Here is a 23601-nt window from a genome sequence, read left to right on the forward strand (position 1 = left end):
TGCCGGTACATCACATGCCCGTCGCCACCGACAGCCACATCTCCGTCCAACGGCGACGGGCGGATGTACCGGCACGGCCCCGACCCACCCACCGCCGGGAGAGTCTTCAACGCGACGGCAACCCGTAGATGAACTCCCGTGGGCGAGACGACGAACCGGCCTCGTCAGACCGTAAGCATCCCCGACTATCGGACTAACGTGCTGTGGGCCAGCTGAGTCCCATTGAGGGGAACCTTGTGATCGACACGCCCGAGGAGGCCCGCGGGACGTCGACCGGCACCGTGGTCCGTACCGTCCTGCCACCCGCCGAGACGTCCGCCGCGTCCGCCGCTCCCCGACCCGCGGCACCCCGGGAGAACCGGCTGCGCGCCCTCGACGGACTGCGGCTCGTCGCGGCCCTGATGGTGGCGGGGTACCACTACGGAGGCCGGGACGGCGAGGTGGTCCGGGCCTGGGGCAGTTCGCCCAAGCACCAGTTCCCCACCCTGCACCACCTGTTCGCCTACGGCTGCCTCGGCGTGCAGGTCTTCTTCGTGATCAGCGGCTTCGTCATCTGCATGAGCGGCTGGGGCCGGCCGCTGCGCTCCTTCTTCGCCTCCCGCGCCTCGCGGCTGCTGCCCGCCTACTGGGCCGCGATCGTCATCGTGACCGCCGTGTTCGCCCTGCCCGTCGTCGCGTACGAGACGGTCTCCCCCAGTGACACGCTGGTCAACCTCACCATGCTCCAGCAGCCGCTGGGCGCCGACCGGGTGCTCGGCGTGTGCTGGACCCTGTGGGCGGAGGTCCGCTTCTACGCCCTCTTCGCGCTGTGCATCGTGCTGCCCGGGGCGAACCGGCGGCGCGTGATCCTGTTCTGCGCCGCCTGGACCCTGGCCGCGGCCATCGCCCAGGGCGTGCACGAGCCCCTGCTCGACGTGGTCCTGATGCCGGAGTACGCCCCGTACTTCATCGGCGGTGTCGGCCTCTACCTCGTCCACCGCGACCGCCGCGACGCGTACGCGTGGGGCATCGTCGGCGTGAGCTGGCTGATCGGCCAGCACTACGCGGTCCAGCGCCTGTGGCACGCCCCGAACCCGGAGTTCTTCTCCGACCGCTCGTCCTACGGCATCGTCCTCGTCGTCACCTTCGGCTACGTCGCCGTCGCCGCGATCGCGCTGGGCTGGCTGCGCCGGGCGAACTGGCGCTGGCTGACGGTCGCGGGCGCGCTGACGTACCCCTTCTACCTGGTCCACGAGCACCTGGGCTGGGTCGTCATCGAGACCTACCACCGGACGCTGCACATCCCGTCGTACGGCACGCTCCCGGCCACGGTCGCCACGATGCTGCTGCTCGCCTGGCTGCTCAACCGGTTCGTGGAGGACCGGCTCACCCCGAGGCTCCGCACGGCCCTGTCGAAGCCGCGCCCGTAGAACCTGCCGTTCGGACCATGCGGCGGATCGCGGCCGACCTGCCGCCCCCCCTGCTCACCCGCGCGATCCGCGCCGCCCGCGCGAGCGGGGCCCCGGCGGGGCGCCGACGGCCGTCGGCCGGGATCAGCCGATGCCGTAGCGCGCCTCGACGCCCGCCACGATCAGCGCGAGCCCCTCCTCGAAGTGCCGCTCGTAGTCCTCGAAGATCTCCGCGCCCGCCGCGGCCGACAGCGGGAAGTCGGCCATGCGGCGGGCGCGTTCGTCCATGTCGTACCCCTCGCGGCGCTCGCCCGGCAGCGGCTGGACGCCCTGCTCCTCGGTGACGAAACCGATCGTGTACGCGTACGAGGTGGACGTCGCGCGCACCGCCTGCGCGAGGGTGAACCCCGCCCCGGTGAAGAGCGTCAGGGTCCGCTCCATCTCGACGGCGTGCAGGGTGCCCGTGAAACGTGAACCGCTGAAGACCTTGGCGCCGTCGCGGTAGCTCAGCAGGGCGGCGCGCAGTCCGCGGTTGGCCGCGATCAGCCGCTCCCGCCAGCCGTCGCCCCCGGCCGCCCCCGGGTCCTCGACCATCCGGCGGTACATCTCGGTGGCCATCTCGTCGAGCAGTTCCTGCTTGTTCTTGAAGTGCCAGTAGAGCGCGGGCGCCTGGACGTTCAGCTCCTTGGCGATGGCCCGCAGGGTCAGGCCGTCGAGGCCCGCCTCGTTGAGCAGCCGCAGGGCGGTCTCGACGACCTGCTTCTTGTCCAGCCTGGGGGCCCGCTGGGGTCTCTGGGTAACCACGCTTGACAGTTTAACGCCGTTAAGGGCATGCTCGCGGCATGGAACTTAACAGCGTTAAGGAAGAAGGCATGAGCATGACATCCAAGCCCGGTGCGAACGTGGACGTGGACGTGCTCGTCGTCGGAGCGGGCCCCACCGGCCTCGCCCTCGGCGCCGACCTCGCGCGACGGGGCGTGGACGCGCTCGTCGTGGAGCGGGGCGAGGGGCTCGCGCCGGGGTCGCGCGGCAAGGGACTCCAGCCGCGCACCATGGAGGTCTTCGACGACCTCGGCGTCCTCGACGCAATCCGCGCCGCGGGCGGCGACTACCCGGTCGGGATGATCTGGCAGGACGGCCGACGGGCCGGCGAACACCGGATGTTCGACCCGGCCGAGCCGACCGACGACTCGCCGTACAACGCGCCGTGGATGGTGCCGCAGTGGCGCACGCAGGAGATCCTCCTCGCGCGGCTGGAGAAGCTCGGGGGCCGGGTCGCCTTCGGCCGCGAGGTGGTCGCGGTCGCCCAGGACGAGGACGGGGCGACCGTGGAGTTCGCCTCCGGCCCGCCGGTCCGCGCCCGGTACGTCGTCGCCGCCGACGGCGGCCGCTCCGTGGTGCGGCACGCGCTCGGGATCGCCATGACCGGCGAGACCGTCGACCCGGACCCGGTCCTCGTCGCGGACGTGCGGATCACCGGGCTCGACCGCGACAACTGGCACGTCTTCCCGCCGCGCGAGGACGCCGGAGTCGGCTTCATGGCGATCTGCCCGCTGGCCGGCACGGAGGACTTCCAGCTCGTGGCGCAGTTCCCGGAGGGCACGGACGTCGACCTGTCGCCCGAAGGCGTCCGCCGGACCGTCGCCGCCCGCTCCCACCTCTCGCCCGAAGCCGTGACCGAGGTGCGCTGGGCCTCCGACTTCCGGCCGCGCGCGGCGCTGGCGGACCGCTTCCGCGCCGGGCGGGTCTTCCTCGCCGGGGACGCGGCGCACGTCCACTCGCCGGCCGGCGGCCAGGGCCTCAACACCAGCGTCCAGGACGCCTACAACCTGGGCTGGAAGCTCGGCGCGGTGCTGCGCGGCGAGGCTCCCGCGTCCCTCCTCGACACCTACGAGGAGGAACGGCTTCCCGTCGCCGCCGACGTGCTCGGCCTGTCCACGAGGATCCACCGCGGCGAGGCCCGCCGCGGCGGGGAGACCCGTCAGCTCGGCCTCGGCTACCGCGGCTCCTCCCTCGCGGCGGAGACCCGCGCGGACCTGCCGGACGAGGCGCTCCGCGCGGGAGACCGCGCCCCCGACGGAACCGTGGACGGCGTACGCCTCTTCGACGAGTTCCGGGGACCGCACTGGACGCTGCTCACGGTCGGCACGGTCACGAGCCCGCCGGTGCTCCCCGGCGTCCGCACCGTGCGCGTCGGACCGTACGAGTGGTACGGGACCGGGGTCTTCCTCGTCCGCCCCGACGGCTACGTGGGCTGGGCGGGCACCGACGCGCGGGGCCTGCCGGAGTACGCGGCCCGGGTGGGGCTGAGCATCGGCTGAGCGCTACGCGCTGGCGAGCGTGAGCTTGACCGCGAAGCCGAGGAAGAGGGCGCCGGCGGCGCTGGTGGCCCCCGCCGAGAGGCGCTTGCGCCGGCGGAAGGCCGCCGCGAGGCGCGTACCGCTGAATATCAGGGCGGTCAGGTAGAGGACGCTCGCGAGCTGGGCGAAGGCGCCGAGCACGACGAACGAGAGGGCCGGGTAGGCATAGCCCGGGTCTACGAACTGAACGAAGAAGGCGACGAAGAACAGGATCGCCTTCGGGTTGAACAGGCTGATCACCAGCGCCCGCCGGAACGGCCGCTCCCCCGCCACCGACTCGGTCTCCGCGCTCTCGGCGACCGCTTCCCGGCGGGACCGCCACATCGACCGTGCGGCGCGCAGCATCCCGACCGCCAGCCAGGTCAGATAACCGGCACCGGCGTACTTCACGATGCCGAACAGCACGGCGTTCGTCTGGAGCAGCGACGCCACACCGGCGGCCGACAGGGTCATCAGCACGGTGTCCCCGCACCACACACCCGCGGCCGCGGTGTACCCCGTGCGGATGCCCCGGCGGGCGGCGACGGACAGCACGTAGAGCGAGTTCGGCCCCGGCAGCAGGACGATCAGGACGAGGCCCGCGAGATAGGTGGGGAGATCGATGACACCAAGCATGGAAGGGAGTGTCGCACGGGGGTACGACATCACGTCCGACTGTCTCGCCGTTCAGTCGCCGGAGGGACTCACCCGGCTCAGAAGGTGTCCGACGGTACGTACGTCCCCCAGATCTCGCGCAGCGCGTTGCAGACCTCGCCGACCGTGGCGCGGGCGCGCAGGGCGTCCTTCATCGGGTACAGGACGTTGTCCGTGCCCTCGGCGGCCTTCCTCAGGGCGGCGAGGGCGGTGTCGACGGCCTCCTGGTCGCGCTCGGCGCGGAGCCGGGCCAGGCGTTCGGCCTGCCGGGCCTCGATGGCCGGGTCGACGCGCAGCGGCTCGTACGGCTCCTCCGCGTCGAGCCGGAAGCGGTTGACGCCGACCACCACGCGCTCGCCGGAGTCGGTCTCCTGGGCGATGCGGTAGGCGGAGCGTTCGATCTCGCCCTTCTGGAAGCCGTGCTCGATGGCCCCGACGGCGCCGCCGAGGTCCTCGACCCGCGTCATCAGGGCGACGGCCGCCGCCTCGACGTCGTCGGTCATCCTCTCCACGGCGTAGGAGCCCGCGAAGGGGTCGACCGTCGCCGTCACGTCCGTCTCGTGGGCGAGGACCTGCTGGGTGCGCAGGGCCAGTCGGGCGGATCTGTCGGTGGGCAGCGCGATGGCCTCGTCGAAGGAGTTGGTGTGCAGCGACTGGGTGCCGCCGAGGACCGCGGCGAGGCCCTGCACCGCGACCCGGACGAGGTTCACCTCCGGCTGCTGCGCGGTGAGCTGGACGCCCGCCGTCTGGGTGTGGAAGCGCAGCATCAGCGACCTGGGGTTCCTCGCGCCGAACTCGTCCCGCATCACCCGGGCCCAGATGCGCCTGGCCGCGCGGAACTTGGCGACCTCCTCCAGGATCGTCGTACGGGCGACGAAGAAGAAGGAGAGGCGGGGGGCGAAGTCGTCGACGTCCATGCCGGAGGCGACGGCGGTGCGGACGTACTCGATGCCGTCGGCGAGCGTGAACGCGATCTCCTGCGCGGGAGAGGCGCCCGCCTCGGCCATGTGGTAGCCGGAGATCGAGATGGTGTTCCACCTCGGGATCTCGGTCCCGCAGTACTTGAAGATGTCCGCGGTCAGCCGCAGGGACGGCTTGGGCGGGAAGATGTACGTGCCCCGGGCGATGTACTCCTTGAGGACGTCGTTCTGGACGGTGCCCGTCAACCGGTCGGCGGGGACGCCCTGTTCCTCGCCGACGAGCTGGTACATCAGCAGCAGCAGCGCGGCGGGCGCGTTGATCGTCATCGAGGTGGAGACCTCGTCCAGCGGGATCCCGTCGAACAGGACGCGCATGTCCTCGACCGAGTCGACGGCCACGCCGACCTTGCCGACCTCGCCGTGCGCGAGCGGGGCGTCCGAGTCGTGGCCCATCTGGGTGGGCAGGTCGAAGGCGACCGACAGGCCCGTCGTGCCGTGGGCGATGAGCTGCCGGTAGCGGGCGTTGGACTCCACGGCCGTACCGAACCCCGCGTACTGGCGCATGGTCCACGGGCGTCCCGTGTACATCGACGGGTACACGCCTCGGGTGTAGGGGTACGCGCCGGGCGCGCCGAGCTTCTCGGCCGGGTCCCAGCCGTCCAGTGCCCCGGGGCCGTAGACCGGTTCGATGGGCAGTCCGGACTCGGATTCGCGCGTCATTGCTCCGCCTCCCGTGAAGTGGCCCGACGACAGTGATGCGCCCTCGGCGACGGACTGTAGCGGCCGGGGCACGGCCGGTGGAGAGGCCCGCGCCGGGACCTTGCTCACATACTCGTCCGCGGGCCCGTTTCCCGCCCCTTGTCGCCGGACGACGGGTCGTCGCATGGTTCTCTTCCACCTTGCTTTCGGGCAAGGTGACCGGCCCTTCAGGGCCGGGGTGAATGCCCGCTCCCGCGGAGCGGGGCAGGTGAAGCCGAATCGCCGCCAGGGCGATTCGGCGTCTCGGGAGAGACGGCGGCGAGGCCGGCCTTGAGCAGGTGCGGCAACTCGGAGTCGACGGTGGTCGGGCGGGACGGTGGCCGGGAATGGTCACTCGCGCGGGTGATGTCGGTCGATGGCGTGGGCGACCGGGGAACGTGCTGGCTAAGTTCACGGCCATGGCACGGTTTCGGATGTACCCGACGAGTGAGCAGGCGGGCGTCATGCTCGGCCACTGCGCGCACGCCCGGTACGTCTGGAACCTCGCCGTCGAGCAGCACGCGCACTGGTACCGGGGCCGCAGGGCGGCGCCCGGCTTCGCCGAGCAGTGCCGTCAGCTCACCGAGGCCCGGCGCGACAACGCATGGCTGGCCTCGGGCAACGCCGATGTGCAGCAGCAGGCCCTGAAGGATTTCGCCACAGCCAAGAACGCCCGCTTCACCTCCGGGTTCGGTGAGCCGACCTGGCGCCGGAAGCACGTGCACGAGGGCTTTCGCGTCATCGGTACCGACCGCATCGGGGAGTTCGAGGCGGACGGCTCGCCGAGGCTCAACGCGAAGACCGGAAAGCAGGTCATGGGCCGCTCGGTCGTGGTGCAGAAACTCAACCGCAGGTGGGCGCGGGTGAAGGTGCCCGGCTGCGGCTGGGTCCGCTTCCGGCTCAGTCGCAACGGCAGGGGATCTCAGTTACCGAAGGCGAAGACGTTCCGTGTCACCTTCCGTAACGGACGGTGGCATGTGGCGTTCGCCGTCGTCCCCGCCCCCGTCGACGGGCCCGGCACGGGTGAGGTCATCGGCGTCGACCGGGGCGTGGCCATCACCGCCGCCCTCTCCGACGGGCGGAAACTGAACTGCCCGCAGCTCACCGTCAGGGAACGCGCCCGGATCCGCAAGCATCAGCGCCGGGCCGCCCGCGCGCCCAAGGGAAGTGAGCGCAAGGCCGCCGAGTACGCGAAGGCCGCCCGTATCAAGGCCCGTGAGGCAAACCGGCGCAAGGACTGGTGCGAGAAGACCAGCACGATGCTCGCCCGCGGCTATGACCTGGTGCGGTTCGAGAAACTGAACATCACGAACATGACCGCCTCCGCGAGGGGGACGGTCGAACAGCCCGGCAGGAAGGTCGCCCAGAAGGCCGGGCTGAACCGGGCGATCCTCGCCCAGGGCTGGGGCCTGCTCCGGCAGCGCACCGGACACAAGGCCCCCGGCCGGGTCGAGGACGTCCCCGCCCCCTACACCAGTCTGCGCTGCAGTCTCTGTGGCTGGATCGACAAGAACTCGCGCAAGAGCCAAGCCGAGTTCTGCTGCTCCTCCTGCGGCTTCACCTGCAACGCGGACACCAACGCAGCAGTCAACGTCGCGGCAGGACAGGGCGGGATCCCCCGCCCCCGGCGAACAGCCGGTGCCGGAGGGGTGACAACGGCCACCAGCCGCTCGAACACCCGTGAACCCCAACCCGTACGGGTTGAAATCCCCCTCTTTTTAAGAGGGGGAGGATGTCAACATGCCGCCCCGTTCGCAACCGGTCACCCGCGGGGAGCATCTCAGGTGACATGAGGGCGGGACGGGGGCCTGGTGTGCACGACAGGACGGGTGGAACAGGGGTCCGGATGCGTACGACTGGCTTGAGGAGATCGCTGGCCGCGCTCGCGGCGCTCGCCGTGGTGAGCGGCTGCACGGCGCACGCCGTGGACGCGCGGGGGAAGAAGCCGCCGGTGAGGATCGACGGTTCGCTCGCCCCGGCGCCCGGCGAGCGGGGGAAGGACGACGGCAGGCCCGCCGCCTCCCCGCCCGGGGGGAAGGGCGGCGCGTCCGGTTCCGCGGACGCGGGGAAGGACGGGGGCCGGCCCGCCGCGGAGCCCGCCGAGGTGCTCTGGTCCCGGGGCGACCGGGGCGACGACATCCGCAGGGCGCAGGCCCGGCTGCACCAGGTCGCCTGGCTCATCACCCCGCCGACGGGGACGTACGACGCCCGCACGGTCGCGGCCGTGAAGGGGTTCCAGGGCAAGCGGGGCCTGCCGCGCACCGGTGATCTGGACACCGTCACCTGGCAGCGGCTGCGGAGGATGACGCACGAACCGGCCGCCTGGGAGCTCTACCCCTACGGCGGGCAGCCGGCCGCGAAGCCCGACCCGCGCTGCATGAAGGGCCGTGTGCTGTGCGTCAGCAAGACGAGCCGCACCCTGCGCTGGATGGTCGACGGCAGGACGGTCTCGCGGATGGACGTCCGGTTCGGCTCGCAGTACACGCCCACGCGCGAGGGGGTGTTCACCGTCTACTTCAAGTCACGCCACCACGTGTCGACGATCTACCACACGCCGATGCCGTACGCGATGTTCTTCAGCGGCGGCCAAGCGGTGCACTACTCCTCGGACTTCGCGGCCCGCGGCTACTACGGCGCCTCGCACGGCTGCGTCAACGTGCGGGACGAGGGGAAGATCGCGGCGCTGTTCGCGCAGGTCCGCACGGGCGACAAGGTCGTCGTCTACTGGTGAGGGCCCCGCGCGGAGGCGGGGCGGCGAGGAATGGGCGCGGGCGGGACCGGGGGAACGTGTCCCGCCCGCGCCGGTTGCACGAAGCCGTGGGTACGGGGGGAACCCCGGCTCCGTGCTACGGCCGATGACCAGTCGGCTCATCACGTACTGCGCCGGGGCGGTCGAAAATGTCACACCCGGCCGATAAAAGTTTCAACGAATCACAAAAGCGCAGGTCAGAGGGGTTTCACGGCAGGCCGGTTCGGACGGCCGACAGGGTGACGACGCATCGGCCGACGAGCTGACGGCGTGACAGCACGTGGCGGAAAAGCGCTGCTCCGCGGCCGGCGGCCGACGCCCGTGAGGGCCCGTTCACAGGAACGTGGCGACCGGCAGGCCCGGCGTCGTTCCCGGGCCCGCCTCCCGGGCCGGGCCCGACGAAGGGGACCACGACGGCGCGACCGGCAGGAGCGGAGCCGGTCCCGGACGCAGGGGGAACGGGGCTCTGACACCGTTGTCCCGGTGGTCGTTGCCGTCCGGCCCTGTGTGGTGGCCGTCGCCGTCACCGCCACCGTCACCGCCGCCCGAGTCTTCCTGGCCGCCCTGGCCGGAATCCTGCCCCGTCCCCTGTTCACCCCCGTCGCCCCGACCGTCGCCGGTGCTCCGGCCCGGTCCGCGGCCGAGGACGCCCGAGCAGTACAGCCTCACCCGGGCACCGCCGCCCGCCACGTGCTCCAGGATGCGCCTGCGGTCCTCGTCGAGGTCCTTGCCGTCGAGGACGTCACGGCAGTACGAACGCGTCCGCTTCCACCACTCGCGGGTGCGTTCGGTGCCCTGGCCGGAGCCGGGAGTCGGCAGACCGCTCCCGTAGCCGGGCCCCGCGGACGCGGAGGGGTCGGCGGACGGTTCGCCCGACGGATCGTCAGGGACCGGCACCACGGCGCCGTTTCCGCCGGAGACCCCGGGCGAGGGCGAGGCCGTGGGCGGGGCCGAGACGAGCGGACGGTCCGGGGTCCGTACCGCCGTGACCGTCGCGGCCGGGCCCGGGTGTTCGCGCGTGAACGGCGTCGGCAGGACTCCGGTTCCGGCCGCGACGGCGACGCCGCCGACCATCCCGACGGCCAGCACCGCGGCGAGCCCGAAGCGGGTCGGCCGTCCCCAGCGCGTCCGGCGTCCGTGTGCGGCGGGGCGTCCGATGCGTACGAGACCGGTGTCCGCGGCGTGCGCGCCGGACCGCGCGCGACCGTGCCGGCCGAGCTGCGCGGCGACACCGTCCCCGCCCTCGCGCGCCTTGCGGAACGCGGCCAACGCGGCTGCCTCGCCCGGGAGTTCGTCGCTGGTCGGCTCGGGTGCGGCGGCCAGTGCGCCGAGGGCCGCGGCGAGGCGGTCCGCCTGCTCGCGCGTGCCGGGGTCGACGGTTTCCAGCGGCTCCCCGTTCAGCAGACGCTCCGCGGCGTCCCGGTCAAGCCACTTGTACTGCTCGTCGGCCATCACATGTCCTTCTGCGCCCGCGAACGCGTATGCGTCACACCGGCGGACGTCACCGCGCGGACACGGGAACCTCGTTGCGGGGGAACGGCGTCGAGCCCGCCGACGGATTCCGGATCGGTTCCGAGCAGTTCCGCGAGCCGTTTCAGGCCCCGGTGCGCGGCCGTCCGGACGGCTCCGGGGCGCTTGCCGAGGGCCTCGGCGGCCGTCTTGGCGTCGAGACCGACCACGACACGCAGGACGACGGCCTCCGCCTGGTCCTGCGGGAGCTGGGCTATGAGCGAGAGGGTGCTGCCGGTGGACAGCGCCTCCATCGCCTCGGTCGCCGTGTCGGACTCGGCGGCCTTGCCGGTCAGCTCGGTCTCGTCGCCGCCTATCGCGGGACGGCGTCCGCGCATCCGTATGTGGTCCAGGGCGCGGTTGCGGGCGATCCTCGCCGCCCAGCCGCGGAAACGGTCCGCGTCCCCGCTGAAGCGTTCCAGGTCACGGGCTATCTGGAGCCACGCCTCGGACGTGACGTCCTCGGCGTCCGGCTCGCCCACCAGCGTCCGTACGTATCCGAGCAGGCGTGGGTGCACCGCCCGGTACACGGTCCGGAACGCGGTCTCGTCCCCGTCCTGTGCGGCAAGTACCGCGGCGGTCAGCTCCGCGTCGTCCCCCAGCACCCCCGCGCCCCTCTTTGCGCATCGACCGGCACCGCTCTCGCGGGCCGGGTTCTCACCGTCGTGTCTTCCTCGACGGACGGTTGCGGTCTCAGGTCCGCGTGGTCGTGGTCCGCCGCCCCACGCGGTTCTGCTCCCGGGCCCCCCACGTGGTCGTGGTCCCCGGTTCGCCGCATGGCGGTACCAGGTCCCTCGTGGTTGCGGTCGTCCTCTCCCCGCACCGGCGCGAAAGGCACGTTACGGCCTGAAACTGCTCCCCGTCCATGTTCGTACAACGTGCAACTACATGGTGACCGTGCGAGGTGTGACACAAAACGCAGTCCCGGCGCTGTAGAGAGTACGGGTCGCCGCGCGGCCCGTGCCGCGCGACGGCCGGGGCCTCTCCTGTGGGGGGTGGCGGCCCCGGCCGTTGCCATCGGCGAGGAAGCCCGCCGAAGCCCTCGGCGTCCGGCCCCGTGGCCTTCCGGCCCGGCCCGTGCCACGGCCGCCTCCGTCTACCGACGTCTACCGATCGCCCCGGGACTTCGCCGGCTTCGGGCTCGCGGCCCGGCTCCCCCGGCCCGGCGCCCCGTCCGTCCCCCCGGACCCCTCCGCGTCCCGCGCGTTCTCCGCGCCGCCCGCCCCCTTCGCGCCCTTCGCCCCGGTACGCGCGGCCGGTCGCCCGGCGCAGAACGCCTCGACCTCGTCCTCACCCCCGGCGGCCGCGACGAGCCGCCGCCAGGTCCGCGCGTCCAGGGCGCCGCCCCGGTCCTTCACCGACGCGTACGCGCGGCAGTGGGCCTCGGTGTCCCGGGCCAGCGGCGGACGGCTCACCGGGCCGCCCGGGGCGAGGGCTCCGGGAGCGGCCGGCGCCGTGGCCCCGGGGAACCGGTCCGGGGCGCCGGCGGACGGACGGGCAGCGGCTCTGCCCCGGTCCGCGTCGTCGCGCGAGACCGGTCCGATGCCCGCGACGGCGACGCCCCCGAGCGTCAGGCCCGCCAGCAGCACGGCGAACGCGGCCCTCAGCGAGCGGCCCGGCCCCTTCCGCTCCTTCGGGCGCCAGTCGTCCCGCCGCCGGGTGCGCGCGGTGTGCGCGCCGCCGTCCCGGGCGACCCGGAAGGCGGCCACGGCCCGCGTCTCCGCCGCCCCGTCGCCCGCCCGGCCGCGCATCGCCGCGGCGAGGAGCCCCTCCAGCGGGGTCCGGCCGTCCCCGGGGTCCGCCGCGGGAACCACGCGGGGACCGGGGGCAGCGCCGTCGCCGACGCGCCGTTCACCCGCGTCCGGCCGCGCGTCCGGTTCCCTGTGCGGTTCCACGTCCGGTTCCCTCTCCGCCTGCCGCTCCGCCCTGCAGCTCCTCGCCGTACCAGGACTCCGCTCCGCACTCCACGCCGTACAACGTCCCCGCCCCGTGTGCCGTCCCGCGTCCGCGGAACGGCACCCCGGGCGTCCCGGCCACGAACGGCGGCCCGTCGCCGCACGGCAGCCGTCCTCCGCGTGACGGCCGTCCGCCGTGCACCATCCGTACACCGGTCGAGTTCCTTCCGCCGTACGACGACGCGATTCCGGACGACGGCGCGGTGCCGGCCGTTCCGGACGTACTACTCATCCCGACTCCCCCAGCGTCCGGGACTCCTCATCCGTCACACCCGCGACGCCGAGCTGGCGCGCGAGCCGCTTCAGACCGCGGTGGGCGGAGGTGCGCACCGCGCCGGGGCGCTTGCCGAGCACCCGTGCCGCGGACGGTCCGTCGAGGCCGACGACCACCCGCAGGAGCACGGCCTCGGCCTGGTCGCGCGGCAGCCCCGCGACCAGTTCGAGGGCGTACTCGGTGGACAGGCTCTCCAGCGCCTCGTCCTGCGTGCTGTGCCTGCCCGGCAGGTCCAGCGCGTCCTGTTCGATGGTGGTTCCCCGGGGCCGCACCCGCAGCCGCCGCAGGTGGTCAAGGGCCCGGTGCCGGGCGATGGTCGCGGTCCAGCCGCGGAACCCCGCGCCGTCACCCCGGAACCGTCCCAGGTCACGGGCGATCTCCAGCCAGGCGTCGGACGCCACGTCCTCGGCGTCGTCGCCGACGATGCCGCGCAGGTAGCCCAGCAGTCCGGGCTGCACGATCCGGTACGCGGCCGCGAAGGCGACCTCGTCGCCCTCCTGCGCCCGCGCCACGGCCACGCCCAGTTCCGCGTCGTACGGCTGCGCGCGGCGGGTTTCCCCTCCCTGGCCCAACACTGTCCTCGTCCGCACCGAGTTCGCCCGAATGTGCCCGAATGTGCCTGTCGGCGCGGCCGTCCGCGTCGACACCCTCATGGTCATCTGCGTCGGGTCCCACGGAAGTGTCACAGTGCGTCAGACGCTCCGCCCGGGCCCGCCGGAGCGCCCGACCGGGACCTCAGCGGGCGGCCTCGCGGCACAGCAGGCCCAGGGAGCCGTCGCCCGCGTAGCGGCGGCGGGCCTCCTCGATCGGGTCCCACAGCCGTCCGTCGGGCGTACGGAGCCGGTGCTCGCCGCCGGTCTCCCACCACTCGGCGCCGGTGTGACGGGCGACGACCTCACCGGCGTACGCCCCGAACCCGCGCAGCACGCTCTCGACGGCGGCGTACGGGGCACCGTCCCCGCGTATCTCGTCGATCACCCGGTCGACGCGCTCCAGGCTCCGCGCCGAGTAGTCGAGGCGCAGCCGGGCGCCCTCGCGCATGGCCGCGACCGTGTCGGCCGCCCAGCGGACGGGCTTCGTCGCGGCCGGGGGCCGCGTTGTCTGAGTTGCGTTCACACCCGGTAGAGCGCGGCGGCGGCGGGATTCATCACGCGTCCGGGCAGGGGTTCGCGACACCGCCCCAGGACCGCCATCTCCACCCCAGGACCCTCACAGATGCCCCTCGCGATCAAGGTTTGAGGTGCGCCGGAGCCGTTTCCTCCGGCGCACCCTCGCACGCTCGTCCCGGTTCTAAGCCCGTCCGCGTGCCCTGCGCGAGACCACCGCCCGCAGGACGCGCCGCCCCTCGGTCGAGGCGTCCAGCGCGAGCCGCAGCCCGCCCTGGCCGTGCTCGGCGAGCAGTTCCAGGACGGAGACCTGGCGGCGCAGCTCGGCGGCGACCAGCGGGGACATGCCGTCCGTACGCCCCTCGCGGCGCGCCGTCACGCACGCCTCCGCGTCGTCGGCGTGGTCGAGGAACCGGTGCACCTGCAGCGCCGCCACCGAGCAGGCGTCCGACCAGGCCCGCAGCTCCTCCTCGGAGGGCTTGACCGGGACGGCGTCGAGCATGCCCCGGGCGATCAGGGCGGCGTGGTCCTCGTCGGTCACGGCCGGCTCGGGGTCCTCCGCGTCCATCTTGGCGCGCGCCTCCTCCAGACGCGTTCCCCACTCGGCCCAGGCGTCCGCCTCGGCCAGGCTCGCCCACAGGGGCCGCAGGACGTCGTCGTCGCCGCCCAGCAGCGGTACGCACCGGTCCAAACAAGCCAGACCGCTCGCCGCCAGACCTCGCTCGTCGGCCCGAGCGATCAGTTCCACCAGACTCATCACGACTCCCTCGAAATGCCTCGACAGGGCGCCCTTGCCTTACGGAGCCCGCACTTCCCCTTACTGCGTGCAACGGAGCAGGAGTGTCACAGTGCCATCCCACCCTGCCTGGCGCATGCCCGGATGAACAGGTTTTCGGCCAAAACCGTGCGCGGACCCGCACGGGTTCCGTGCGGGTCCGCGCGTCGGCACGGCTCGGCCACAGCCCTCTCAGTCGTCGGACGCGACCGGGCCCTCCTGCGCCTTCCGGGTCTGCATCCGGGTCAGTTTGAGGACGACGACGACGGCGAAGACCGCGGCCACGATGTCGAGGCCGTCGGCGATCATTCCCTGGAAGGCGGCGTCCCGTACCTCCCGGGGAGTCTCGGCCTTGCGGTAGAGGACCGCGAAGATCCGGCCGGCCAGCAGCCCGGCGATCCAGAACGCCCACCAGGCGTTGACGAGCCCGAGCCGGCTACGGGTGCCCGCGGGGCGGCTCGCGTCCCAGATGTCCGCCATGACCTGGCGCGGGCGCCACAGGTTCACGAACGGCACGATCCAGCCCCAGAACATCCAGGACCGGGACCAGGCGTGCCCGAACGGGAGGAAGACCTCGGCGTTGATGCGGACCCGCCGGAACCAGATCAGGAAGGCGACGCCGGCGGCCAGGAGGGTGATCGCCTGCGCCTGGCCGGCGCGCATGGAGAGCAGGTCCGCCTCGTCGGCCCTCCGCGCGAGGGACTCGAAGGAGCCGGCGCTGCCCGCGAAGCCGTCCGTGAGGGCACCCCTGACGGCACCCGCCACGTCGTACGTCTTGTAGTCCGCCCAGACCGCGAAGAGGTCGGCGGCGACCACCAGACCGAGCAGCGCGACGGTGATGCCTCCGAGGACGACCGGCGAGCGCAGCGAGGCGGGTCCGTGCGGCGACAGGAGCGGTGACAGCGGCGGCAGGGAGCGCCGCGGGGCGGGGGAGAGCACCGGGGCGGTGGAAAGCTCCGGGGCCTCGGCCCGCTCCCGGGGCTGCGGCGGGACGGGCCCCTCCGGCGCGGGCTGCGACGGGACGGACCCTTCCGGCACGGGCTGCGGCGATGACGGCGCGGTCATGAAACCCCCCAGATCCGCGTCACGGCACGGTGACGCGCGAAAGGCCGGGCGCGCCCCCTCCCCGGAGGTCGCGCCCGGCATACGAACAAGCAAGCGGAAAATAAGGTTCTGGACCTCGCCGCGTCCAGTCCGTTCCGACGGCCCGGTCGGCCCGTCACCACGAGCCGGTGCCCCTCAGCTCACCTGGTCCGCCAGCGCCTTGAACCGGGTCCAGGAGAGGGACGGCGTCCGCTGGTCCCACAGTTTCTGGGTCAGTGCGCGCAGCGGCATGCGGATGCCCGCCGCGACCTGGTCCTGGGTCTGGGAGTTCGAGAGGTCGCACCAGACGGCGAAGGAGCCGCCGAGGATCCGGGAGTCGTACTTCGCGGGGACCGGGGTGGATCCGCGCACGACGAGGGGGGTCCACTGCTCGTAGATGCGCTGCCCCGTCGGGTAGACGAAGGTCTGGGGCTCACCGAGGACGTAGTACAGGTACTCGTCGTTGTAGTTGACGACCTCGCGGCCCGCGCCCAGGTACTCCACCGGCTGCCGGGCGCCGATCTCCTTGCCGGTCCAGTACGCCACCCTGAGGTCGCCGTCGGCCGGGACGTCGCTGCTGCGGAAGAAGCCGTCGTTCCAGGCCCGCGCCGTGCGGCCGTGGCCCTGGACCACCTCGGCCCGGTCGTTCAGCCAGCCGGTCGTGAGGTCGGTGACGCCCGCGCCCGCTCCGTACTTCTTCCTCGCCGCGGTGACGAGCTGCGGGAAGGACGCCGCCGGGTCCGCCACCGTCAGGGCCTGGTACTCGTCACCGCCGAGGTGCCATTCAGTGCCGGGGAAGAGACCCGCGTACTCGTCGAGCAGATCGTCGACGATCTTCGCGGCGGCGGGCTTGGAGATGTCGACGGCGCCGCGGACGGGGACGCCCGACACATTGCGGAGCTGGAGGTCGGGGTGTGCCGCGATGACCGCGCCGAGGTGTCCCGGGGAGTCGATCTCGGGCACGACGGTGATGTGCCGGCTCTTCGCCAGGGCGACGATCCGGCGCACCTCGTCCTTCGTCAGGTGCTGCCGCGAGACGATCTCGGGGTGCGTGTCGGACTCGATGCGGAAGCCCTGGTCGTCGGAGAAGTGCAGGCCGAGCTGGTTGTACTTCAGGTCCCCGAGCTCGCGCACCCGGTCCTCGATCCAGGCCGCCGTGAAGTGCTTGCGCGCGGTATCGAGCATGAAGCCGCGGACCGGTTTCGCGGGCCGGTCGCGCACGACGCCCTCCGGCGCCGTACCGCCGCCGCGCACCTCCTGCTTGAGGGTGCGCGTGCCGTGGAAGACCCCGGCCTCGGCGGGTCCCGTGACGGTGACCCGGCCGTTCCCGACGGTGAGGGTGTACGACTCCGGGCCCTCCTTCCCCTTGTCGAGGCCCAGTTCGACGTCCCCGGCCCCGGCGGCCGCCCGCCCCCCGTACGTCAGTTTGAGCTCGCCCGCGAGCAGCCTGCCCTCGTCGGCGAGGCGGTTGTCGCGCACGACGACCCGGCCGCCGGCGGCCGGGCGCCAGCCGGGGCCGCGGGCCGCGGTGTGCTCGCGCACGGCGGGGACGGTGCGGGGCGCCTCGGAGAGGGGGTAGTGCCGGGTCGGCGAGGGGCTGGGGGCGGCCACGGCGCGCGACCGGTCCTCGGACGGCGACCCCGTTCCCGGCGACGTCCCGCCTCCGTCGGGCCAGACCGCCACGGCCACCGCGACGACACCGGCGACCGCCAGACCGGCCGCGACGAGTTTGCCCCGTCCGTTCTGTCCCGTCCGCCGCCGACGCGGCGCACGCCGCCTGCCACCACTCACTCCGCCACCCTCGTCTCACCGCGCCGCTCCACGGCGCTCACTTCACGGCGCCGGCTCCCCGGCGCCCGCTTCTGGACATCGACCCGCGGCGCCCGCCTCCGGCGGGCACTCCACGGGCCCGCTCCGGGCGCCGGCTCCGCGGCGCCCGTCTCACCGCGCCCTCGGCGCCGTGCCGCCACCGGGCCGGTCGGCGTCCCCTTCAGGTGTACTCCCCCTATCGAGGCGTCCCCTCCGGAACACCTCGCCGCACCGGCTCCGCTCCCACCGCAACTCTGCCCTGGCCGTCATCGCAATCGTCCACCGCCCGCTCCGAAACTCTCCCGTGCGGGTGAAATCCGGGCATCCGTCGGACAGGTCCTGACACACCTCGATAGCGTGAGCAGCACAACTTTCACTTCCGCCCCTGCCGAAACACACGTATCGCACGCACGTCACGCTCACCGGACGGCGCGCGTCCCACCCCCACGCCGAGGACCCACGCTGACGTCTCACCGTCTCCCACGCCTCCCCGGCCAGGTCGCCCTCCCCGAGCAGAAGCGCGCGGAACCGCTCCCGGTCCGCCTCGACGGGTTCAACTCCGCACCCGCCGAAGAGGTCACCCGCGCCCTGCTCACCTGCTGCCGCAGCCTGCGCTGGGTGCACCGTCTGGCCGACCACCGCCCCTACCCGGACCTCGGCGCCCTGCTGGCCGCGGCCGACGAGGCGGCGTACGACCTGACCCCCGCCGACCTGGCCGAAGCCCTGGCCGGCGAATCGCTCACGCCGCTGCCGGACGGTGCGTACTCCGCCGCCCACACGGCACTGAGCGCCGCGCACGCCGCGTACGAGAGCAGATTCGGGCACGTGTTCGTCATCTGTCTGGACGAATTCTCTCCCGGCGAGGCACTCGACCAGGTGCTCGTCGGCATCCGGTCACGCCTGGCGAACGACCCCGAGGAAGAGCGGATCACCACCGCCGACGAGCTGCGCAGACTGGCCCGCGGCCGACTGACCCGGCTCGTCCGTCATTTCGCCCAAGAGCCGCGATCCGTCGACACGCGGCGCCCGGAATAGCCCGAACGTGCCTGATTGATTGCCAGTTTGATCACATTGATAGGGCCGCTGTAAGCGTTCCGACAACACGTCGCTACGATGGCCGGGGCCGGTGGACCGTACCCGGCCGGGCCCGACCGACAGAGAAGCCGGCGCGGCCCCAATCCCCGCTCCCGGAGGGTTCTTCCGTGCCGGCTGGAACGCTGTACCGCGGCCGGGAAGGAATGTGGTCCTGGGTGGCTCACCGAGTCACCGGCGTCCTCATCTTCTTCTTCCTGTTCGTACACGTGCTGGACACCGCTCTCGTCCGTGTCTCCCCCGAGGCCTACGACGACGTCGTGGCCACGTACAAGACGCCGATCGTCGCGCTGCTGGAGTACGGCCTCGTGGCCGCCATCCTCTTCCACGCGCTCAACGGCCTGCGTGTCATCGCCGTCGACTTCTGGTCCAAGGGCCCGCGCTACCAGAAGCAGATGCTCTGGTCCGTCGTCGGTATCTGGGTCGTGCTGATGTTCGGGGCCCTGTACCCCGTCCTCGGTCACGCATTCCGCGAAGTCTTCGGGAGCTGACGCAGATGTCCACTACTGACACCGCCGCTTCCGGCATCGGCCCCGTGGAGGGCGCCGGAGACCACTCGGCCTACGGCGTCGACAATCCGGCCCCGTTCATCGAGGCCCCGCGCAAGCGCACCAAGAAGACCCCCAAGTCGACCCGCGGCAACTTCGAGATGTACGGCTGGCTCTTCATGCGCCTGTCCGGCATCGTCCTGGTCGTCCTGGTCCTCGGCCACCTGCTGATCCAGCTCGTCCTCGACGGCGGCGTCTCCAAGATCGGCTTCGCCTTCGTGGCCGGCCGCTGGGCGAGCCCCTGGTGGCAGACCTGGGACCTCGCGATGCTGTGGCTGGCCATGCTGCACGGCTCCAACGGCCTGCGTACCGTCATCAACGACTACGCGGAGCGCACGAACACGCGTCTGTGGCTGAAGGGCCTGCTGTACACCGCCACGGTGTTCACGATCCTGCTGGGCACGCTGGTGATCTTCACCTTCGACCCGAACATCCGCTAGGCACGGGGCTGAGGCAACCACTCATGAAGATCCACAAGTACGACACCGTCATCGTCGGCGCCGGCGGCGCCGGCATGCGCGCCGCCATCGAGGCGACGAAGCGCAGCCGCACCGCCGTGCTGACGAAGCTCTACCCCACCCGCTCCCACACGGGCGCCGCGCAGGGCGGCATGGCCGCCGCGCTCGCCAACGTGGAGGAGGACAACTGGGAGTGGCACACCTTCGACACGATCAAGGGCGGTGACTACCTGGTCGACCAGGACGCCGCCGAGATCCTCGCGAAGGAGGCCATCGACTCGGTCCTCGACCTGGAGAAGATGGGCCTGCCGTTCAACCGGACGCCCGACGGGACGATCGACCAGCGCCGCTTCGGCGGTCACTCCCGCAACCACGGCGAGGCCCCGGTCCGCCGGTCCTGCTACGCCGCGGACCGCACCGGCCACATGATCCTCCAGACGCTGTACCAGAACTGCGTCAAGGAGGGCGTGGAGTTCTTCAACGAGTTCTACGTCCTCGACCAACTCATCACCGAGGTCGACGGGGTCAAGCACTCGGCGGGCGTCGTCGCCTACGAGCTCGCGACCGGCGAGATCCACGTCTTCCAGGCGAAGTCCGTGATCTACGCGTCCGGCGGCACCGGCAAGTTCTTCAAGGTGACCTCCAACGCGCACACGCTGACGGGTGACGGCCAGGCGGCCGTCTACCGTCGCGGGCTGCCGCTGGAGGACATGGAGTTCTTCCAGTTCCACCCGACCGGCATCTGGCGCATGGGCATCCTGCTGACGGAGGGCGCCCGCGGTGAGGGCGGCATCCTCCGCAACAAGGACGGCGAGCGCTTCATGGAGAAGTACGCGCCGGTCATGAAGGACCTCGCGTCCCGTGACGTCGTGTCCCGCTCCATCTACACCGAGATCCGTGAGGGCCGCGGCTGCGGTCCCGAGGGCGACCACGTCTACCTCGACCTCACCCACCTCCCGCCGGAGCAGCTCGACGCCAAGCTGCCCGACATCACCGAGTTCGCGCGCACCTACCTCGGCATCGAGCCCTACACGGACCCGATCCCGATCCAGCCCACCGCGCACTACGCCATGGGCGGCATCCCGACGAACGTCGAGGGTGAGGTCCTGTCGGACAACACCACCGTCGTCCCGGGCCTGTACGCCGCCGGTGAGGTCGCCTGTGTCTCCGTGCACGGCGCCAACCGTCTCGGCACGAACTCGCTCCTGGACATCAACGTCTTCGGACGCCGGGCCGGCATCGCGGCCGCGGAGTACTCGGCGAAGGCCGGCTTCGTGGAGCTCCCGGAGAACCCCGCCGAGCAGGTCGTGAACCAGGTCGAGCGCCTGCGCGCCTCCACGGGCACCGAGCGGGTCGCCGAGATCCGCCGGGAGCTGCAGGAGTGCATGGACGCCAACGTGATGGTGTTCCGCACCGAGCAGACGATCAAGACGGCCGTGGAGAAGATCGCGGAGCTCCGCGAGCGCTACAAGAACGTCTCGGTCCAGGACAAGGGCAAGCGGTTCAACACGGACCTGCTGGAGGCCATCGAGCTGGGCAACCTGCTCGACCTGGCCGAGGTCATGGCCGTCTCCGCGCTCGCCCGCAAGGAGTCCCGCGGCGGCCACTACCGCGAGGACTACCCGAACCGCGACGACGTCAACTTCATGCGCCACACCATGGCGTACCGCGAGGTCGGCGAGGACGGCACCGAGTCCATCCGTCTCGACTACAAGCCGGTCGTCCAGACCCGCTACCAGCCGATGGAGCGTAAGTACTGATGGCTACTCCCACTCTGGACAAGGCGGACGCGGCCGAGCCCGGTTTCGCCGACTCCCCCTACATCACCGCCACGTTCCGCATCCGCCGCTTCAACCCGGAGGTCTCGGCGGATTCGGTCTGGGAAGACTTCCAGATCCAGATCGACCCCAAGGAGCGTGTCCTCGACGCGCTGCACAAGATCAAGTGGGACGAGGACGGCACGCTCACGTTCCGCCGCTCCTGCGCGCACGGCATCTGCGGGTCGGACGCCATGCGGATCAACGGCAAGAACCGGCTGGCCTGCAAGACGCTGATCAAGGACCTGAACCCCGCGAAGCCGATCACGATCGAGGCCATCAAGGGCCTGACCGTGCTGAAGGACCTCGTGGTCGACATGGACCCGTTCTTCCAGGCGTACCGCGACGTGATGCCCTTCCTCATCACGAAGGACACCAACGAGCCGACGCGCGAGCGTCTGCAGTCGGCCGAGGACCGCGAGCGGTTCGACGACACCACCAAGTGCATCCTGTGCGCGGCGTGCACGTCGTCCTGCCCGGTGTTCTGGAACGACGGCCAGTACTTCGGTCCGGCCGCCATCGTGAACGCCCACCGCTTCATCTTCGACTCGCGTGACGAGGCCGGGGAGCAGCGCCTGGAGATCCTCAACGACAAGGACGGCGTGTGGCGTTGCCGCACGACGTTCAACTGCACGGACGCCTGCCCGCGCGGTATCGAGGTCACCAAGGCGATCCAGGAAGTCAAGCGCGCGCTGATCACGCGCCGCATCTGACGTCGTTTCCGGTACGTCACCACGGGCCCCGTTCCTCCGAGGAACGGGGCCCGTGCGTGTGTCACGCCACGATCGGGTGATGCGTAACGAAAGGGACACTCTCGGCCCGACCGGCCTACGATGATGCTCTCGACACCAGCCCACAGGAGGCACGTGATGTCCGCAGCATCCGTCGAGCGGCCCCACGACGACCGTCCGCTGATCGCGGAGGCGAACCGTCTCATGGACCGCAACCCGGGCTACCGCGTCGAGATCATCGGAGGCCAGATCCTCGTGTCCCCGCCGCCGGACGGTGCCCATGCCAGCGCCCTGACCGACCTCATGCTCCCGTTCCTGGCAGCCGGACTGCACGGAGCGGAGTCACAGGTGCTCCAGGGCATCGGCCTCTGGCTGCCGTCCGGCGCGGAGGACTACGCCGTCCCGGACCTCGCTCTGGTGGACGCCGACTTCCGAGAGCACCTCGTCGAGAACAACTGCTACGACCCCGTCTGCTTCCGCCTCGTCCTGGAAGTCACCTCCAGCAACTACCAGTCCGATCTGCGCACCAAGGTCTCCGCGTACGCCGGTGCCGACGTGCCCGTGTACGTCATCGTCGACCGCAAGCACCGGCGCCTCCACGTGCTCACCGACCCGGCCGGGGGCGGATACGGCAACCACCGCGTCCACGCCCCCGGCGAACTCGTCGCCCTGCCCGACACCATCGGCGCCAAGGTCACCCTCGACGTGGCCGAGATCCTCGCATCGGGCGGCCCCGAACCGGCACCCTGATCAGGGCCGACCACGGATCCTGATCGCTGTCGGCCCTGATGGCCTGGAGGTGTTACCGGACGTCGACGTAGTCGCCGACGGCCACCTTGGCCGCCGTGGTGGAGTTGGTGTTGTACTTCCAACGCCAGTACCCGTCTTCACCGGCGACCACGACTTCCTGCAGATCGCCCTGAGCGTTGGTGTACGAGGTACCCGCGGACGCGTAGGTGTCGGCGGTGCGCTTGCGGAACTGCAGCTTCACCGACTGGCTCTGGTAGGGCTTGTAGGTGTGGGTTTCCCAGTTGGCCCGGGTCAGCTTGCCCGTCACGGTGATGTAGCGACCCCTGGTGACCGGTTCCGGCGAGGCGTTCACGGTCAGGTTCGTCGCGCGCTTCACGTAGGTGAGGGCGGCGTTCTCCTTCGTCGTGTAGCTGTCGTCCTTGGCGAGGACGACGACTCCGGCGTGCCAGCTGCCGGCCATGCTGTTCTTCAGCTGGTACGTCGGGTCGATCTTGTACGTCTGGGTGCACGTCGAGGTGGTGGCGTTGACCGCGGTGCAGGTTGCCGGGCCCTCGGGCAGGTCGCCGCCGTTCGGCGCGTCGAAGTCGCCGTGGTAGAGCCAGCTCCCGACGGACTTGATGCCGGAGGGGTGGCTGGCGGTGACGGTGACCTTCACGGTCTTCACCGCCGTGGTGCCGATAACGATGTCATCGCCGTCGTTGATCCTGACCTTGGTGATCGTCGGCCTGGTCTCCGCCGGGGCGGCGTGAGCGGCAGGGACCACAAGGGAGCCGGCTACGACCGCCGCACCGGATAAGGCCATGAAAGCGCGCATGCGCATGTTTCTCCCCGTGAAGTGAGAAGTTTCCGATGTGTTCATGAGTGACACCTGGTGAGACACCTCAACGACCTTATTGGTTGCGGCAG

At 71.7% G+C, this 23601-nt stretch carries 22 protein-coding genes; 10 read left to right on the forward strand and 12 right to left on the reverse strand.

The window, feature by feature from the left end; translation table 11 throughout:
• Nucleotides 1–236 precede the first annotated feature (236 nt).
• The gene (locus ACFW6B_RS35475; protein ID WP_386602862.1) at nucleotides 237–1409 is read left to right on the forward strand and encodes an acyltransferase family protein; all 1173 of its coding nucleotides are present in this window, start codon (nucleotides 237–239) and stop codon (nucleotides 1407–1409) included.
• A gap of 123 nt (nucleotides 1410–1532) precedes the next feature.
• Here ACFW6B_RS35475 and ACFW6B_RS35480 read toward each other — a convergent pair whose 3' ends face one another.
• Nucleotides 1533–2192, reverse strand: a complete 660-nt coding sequence (locus ACFW6B_RS35480) for a TetR/AcrR family transcriptional regulator (protein WP_386602864.1) — start codon at nucleotides 2190–2192, stop codon at nucleotides 1533–1535.
• 74 nt (nucleotides 2193–2266) lie between these two features.
• Here ACFW6B_RS35480 and ACFW6B_RS35485 point away from each other — a divergent pair, with 74 nt between their 5' ends.
• Nucleotides 2267–3709, forward strand: a complete 1443-nt coding sequence (locus ACFW6B_RS35485) for an FAD-dependent oxidoreductase (protein WP_386602964.1) — start codon at nucleotides 2267–2269, stop codon at nucleotides 3707–3709.
• A gap of 3 nt (nucleotides 3710–3712) precedes the next feature.
• Here ACFW6B_RS35485 and leuE read toward each other — a convergent pair whose 3' ends face one another.
• The gene (gene leuE / locus ACFW6B_RS35490) at nucleotides 3713–4363 is read right to left on the reverse strand and encodes a leucine efflux protein LeuE (RefSeq protein WP_386602867.1); all 651 of its coding nucleotides are present in this window, start codon (nucleotides 4361–4363) and stop codon (nucleotides 3713–3715) included.
• A gap of 77 nt (nucleotides 4364–4440) precedes the next feature.
• Complete coding sequence (locus tag ACFW6B_RS35495; protein ID WP_386602869.1) at nucleotides 4441–6021, reverse strand: methylmalonyl-CoA mutase; 1581 nt, start codon at nucleotides 6019–6021, stop codon at nucleotides 4441–4443.
• A 437-nt stretch (nucleotides 6022–6458) separates the two neighbouring features.
• Here ACFW6B_RS35495 and ACFW6B_RS35500 point away from each other — a divergent pair, with 437 nt between their 5' ends.
• Nucleotides 6459–7832, forward strand: a complete 1374-nt coding sequence (locus ACFW6B_RS35500; protein WP_386602872.1) for an RNA-guided endonuclease InsQ/TnpB family protein — start codon at nucleotides 6459–6461, stop codon at nucleotides 7830–7832.
• 53 nt (nucleotides 7833–7885) lie between these two features.
• Nucleotides 7886–8770, forward strand: coding sequence for a L,D-transpeptidase family protein (locus ACFW6B_RS35505; RefSeq protein WP_386602875.1), 885 nt, complete (start codon nucleotides 7886–7888; stop codon nucleotides 8768–8770).
• Nucleotides 8771–9121: 351 nt separating this feature from the next.
• On the opposite strand, the gene ACFW6B_RS35510 is transcribed toward ACFW6B_RS35505, so the two are convergent.
• From ACFW6B_RS35510 to ACFW6B_RS35545, 8 genes are all read right to left on the reverse strand, one after another.
• Nucleotides 9122–10240: a hypothetical protein gene (locus ACFW6B_RS35510; protein ID WP_386602877.1), complete on the reverse strand. Its 1119-nt coding sequence runs from the start codon at nucleotides 10238–10240 to the stop codon at nucleotides 9122–9124.
• On the reverse strand, nucleotides 10240–10902 hold the full coding sequence (locus ACFW6B_RS35515) for an RNA polymerase sigma factor (RefSeq protein WP_386602879.1): 663 nt from the start codon (nucleotides 10900–10902) through the stop codon (nucleotides 10240–10242). The genes ACFW6B_RS35510 and ACFW6B_RS35515 overlap by 1 nt, the downstream gene beginning before the upstream one ends.
• Before the next feature lie 501 nt (nucleotides 10903–11403).
• A complete protein-coding gene (locus ACFW6B_RS35520; RefSeq protein WP_386602882.1) occupies nucleotides 11404–12192 on the reverse strand; it encodes a hypothetical protein in 789 nt (262 codons plus the stop codon).
• 288 nt (nucleotides 12193–12480) lie between these two features.
• Nucleotides 12481–13098, reverse strand: a complete 618-nt coding sequence (locus ACFW6B_RS35525) for an RNA polymerase sigma factor (RefSeq protein WP_386602884.1) — start codon at nucleotides 13096–13098, stop codon at nucleotides 12481–12483.
• 163 nt (nucleotides 13099–13261) lie between these two features.
• Complete coding sequence (locus ACFW6B_RS35530; protein ID WP_386602886.1) at nucleotides 13262–13642, reverse strand: hypothetical protein; 381 nt, start codon at nucleotides 13640–13642, stop codon at nucleotides 13262–13264.
• A gap of 174 nt (nucleotides 13643–13816) precedes the next feature.
• Entirely contained in the window at nucleotides 13817–14389 is a 573-nt protein-coding gene (locus ACFW6B_RS35535) for a hypothetical protein (RefSeq protein ID WP_386602888.1), read from the reverse strand.
• 210 nt (nucleotides 14390–14599) lie between these two features.
• A complete protein-coding gene (locus ACFW6B_RS35540; RefSeq protein WP_386602890.1) occupies nucleotides 14600–15472 on the reverse strand; it encodes a DUF4328 domain-containing protein in 873 nt (290 codons plus the stop codon).
• Nucleotides 15473–15646: 174 nt separating this feature from the next.
• Complete coding sequence (locus ACFW6B_RS35545) at nucleotides 15647–17203, reverse strand: glycoside hydrolase family 20 protein (RefSeq protein WP_386602966.1); 1557 nt, start codon at nucleotides 17201–17203, stop codon at nucleotides 15647–15649.
• Between the two features lie 558 nt (nucleotides 17204–17761).
• On the opposite strand from ACFW6B_RS35545, the gene ACFW6B_RS35550 reads away from it, so the two are divergent.
• The 6 genes from ACFW6B_RS35550 to ACFW6B_RS35575 all read left to right on the forward strand — a co-directional run bounded on the left by ACFW6B_RS35550 (nucleotide 17762) and on the right by ACFW6B_RS35575 (nucleotide 22695).
• Complete coding sequence (locus ACFW6B_RS35550; RefSeq protein WP_386602968.1) at nucleotides 17762–18334, forward strand: 2-oxo-4-hydroxy-4-carboxy-5-ureidoimidazoline decarboxylase; 573 nt, start codon at nucleotides 17762–17764, stop codon at nucleotides 18332–18334.
• A 167-nt stretch (nucleotides 18335–18501) separates the two neighbouring features.
• Nucleotides 18502–18882 (forward strand): succinate dehydrogenase, cytochrome b556 subunit, encoded by a 381-nt coding sequence (sdhC, locus tag ACFW6B_RS35555; protein WP_386602892.1) that lies wholly within the window; start codon nucleotides 18502–18504, stop codon nucleotides 18880–18882.
• 5 nt (nucleotides 18883–18887) lie between these two features.
• On the forward strand, nucleotides 18888–19379 hold the full coding sequence (locus ACFW6B_RS35560; protein ID WP_386602894.1) for a succinate dehydrogenase hydrophobic membrane anchor subunit: 492 nt from the start codon (nucleotides 18888–18890) through the stop codon (nucleotides 19377–19379).
• A 23-nt stretch (nucleotides 19380–19402) separates the two neighbouring features.
• Nucleotides 19403–21157 carry a succinate dehydrogenase flavoprotein subunit gene (sdhA, locus tag ACFW6B_RS35565; RefSeq protein WP_386602896.1) on the forward strand — a complete coding sequence of 585 codons (1755 nt, stop codon included), beginning with the start codon at nucleotides 19403–19405 and terminating at the stop codon, nucleotides 21155–21157.
• Nucleotides 21157–21927, forward strand: a complete 771-nt coding sequence (locus ACFW6B_RS35570; protein WP_386602898.1) for a succinate dehydrogenase iron-sulfur subunit — start codon at nucleotides 21157–21159, stop codon at nucleotides 21925–21927. The genes sdhA and ACFW6B_RS35570 overlap by 1 nt, the downstream gene beginning before the upstream one ends.
• 156 nt (nucleotides 21928–22083) lie before the next feature.
• The gene (locus ACFW6B_RS35575; protein WP_386602901.1) at nucleotides 22084–22695 is read left to right on the forward strand and encodes a Uma2 family endonuclease; all 612 of its coding nucleotides are present in this window, start codon (nucleotides 22084–22086) and stop codon (nucleotides 22693–22695) included.
• A 52-nt stretch (nucleotides 22696–22747) separates the two neighbouring features.
• Here ACFW6B_RS35575 and ACFW6B_RS35580 read toward each other — a convergent pair whose 3' ends face one another.
• Nucleotides 22748–23515, reverse strand: a complete 768-nt coding sequence (locus tag ACFW6B_RS35580) for a DUF5707 domain-containing protein (RefSeq protein WP_386602904.1) — start codon at nucleotides 23513–23515, stop codon at nucleotides 22748–22750.
• Between the last annotated feature and the right edge of the window lie 86 nt (nucleotides 23516–23601).

It is taken from the genome of Streptomyces sp. NPDC058751, from assembly GCF_042746485.1.
GTDB lineage: Bacteria > Actinomycetota > Actinomycetes > Streptomycetales > Streptomycetaceae > Streptomyces.

What these genes read in the sequence shown, in the direction of transcription:
- ACFW6B_RS35485 (WP_386602964.1), top strand. Translation starts at nt 2,267, where the DNA reads ATGACATCCAAGCCCGGTGCGAACGTGGACGTGGACGTGCTCGTCGTC.
- leuE (WP_386602867.1), bottom strand. Translation starts at nt 4,363, where the DNA reads ATGCTTGGTGTCATCGATCTCCCCACCTATCTCGCGGGCCTCGTCCTG.
- ACFW6B_RS35495 (WP_386602869.1), bottom strand. Translation starts at nt 6,021, where the DNA reads ATGACGCGCGAATCCGAGTCCGGACTGCCCATCGAACCGGTCTACGGC.
- ACFW6B_RS35500 (WP_386602872.1), top strand. Translation starts at nt 6,459, where the DNA reads ATGGCACGGTTTCGGATGTACCCGACGAGTGAGCAGGCGGGCGTCATG.
- ACFW6B_RS35505 (WP_386602875.1), top strand. Translation starts at nt 7,886, where the DNA reads ATGCGTACGACTGGCTTGAGGAGATCGCTGGCCGCGCTCGCGGCGCTC.
- ACFW6B_RS35510 (WP_386602877.1), bottom strand. Translation starts at nt 10,240, where the DNA reads ATGGCCGACGAGCAGTACAAGTGGCTTGACCGGGACGCCGCGGAGCGT.
- ACFW6B_RS35535 (WP_386602888.1), bottom strand. Translation starts at nt 14,389, where the DNA reads ATGAGTCTGGTGGAACTGATCGCTCGGGCCGACGAGCGAGGTCTGGCG.
- ACFW6B_RS35540 (WP_386602890.1), bottom strand. Translation starts at nt 15,472, where the DNA reads ATGACCGCGCCGTCATCGCCGCAGCCCGTGCCGGAAGGGTCCGTCCCG.
- ACFW6B_RS35560 (WP_386602894.1), top strand. Translation starts at nt 18,888, where the DNA reads ATGTCCACTACTGACACCGCCGCTTCCGGCATCGGCCCCGTGGAGGGC.
- sdhA (WP_386602896.1), top strand. Translation starts at nt 19,403, where the DNA reads ATGAAGATCCACAAGTACGACACCGTCATCGTCGGCGCCGGCGGCGCC.
- ACFW6B_RS35570 (WP_386602898.1), top strand. Translation starts at nt 21,157, where the DNA reads ATGGCTACTCCCACTCTGGACAAGGCGGACGCGGCCGAGCCCGGTTTC.
- ACFW6B_RS35575 (WP_386602901.1), top strand. Translation starts at nt 22,084, where the DNA reads ATGTCCGCAGCATCCGTCGAGCGGCCCCACGACGACCGTCCGCTGATC.
- ACFW6B_RS35580 (WP_386602904.1), bottom strand. Translation starts at nt 23,515, where the DNA reads ATGCGCATGCGCGCTTTCATGGCCTTATCCGGTGCGGCGGTCGTAGCC.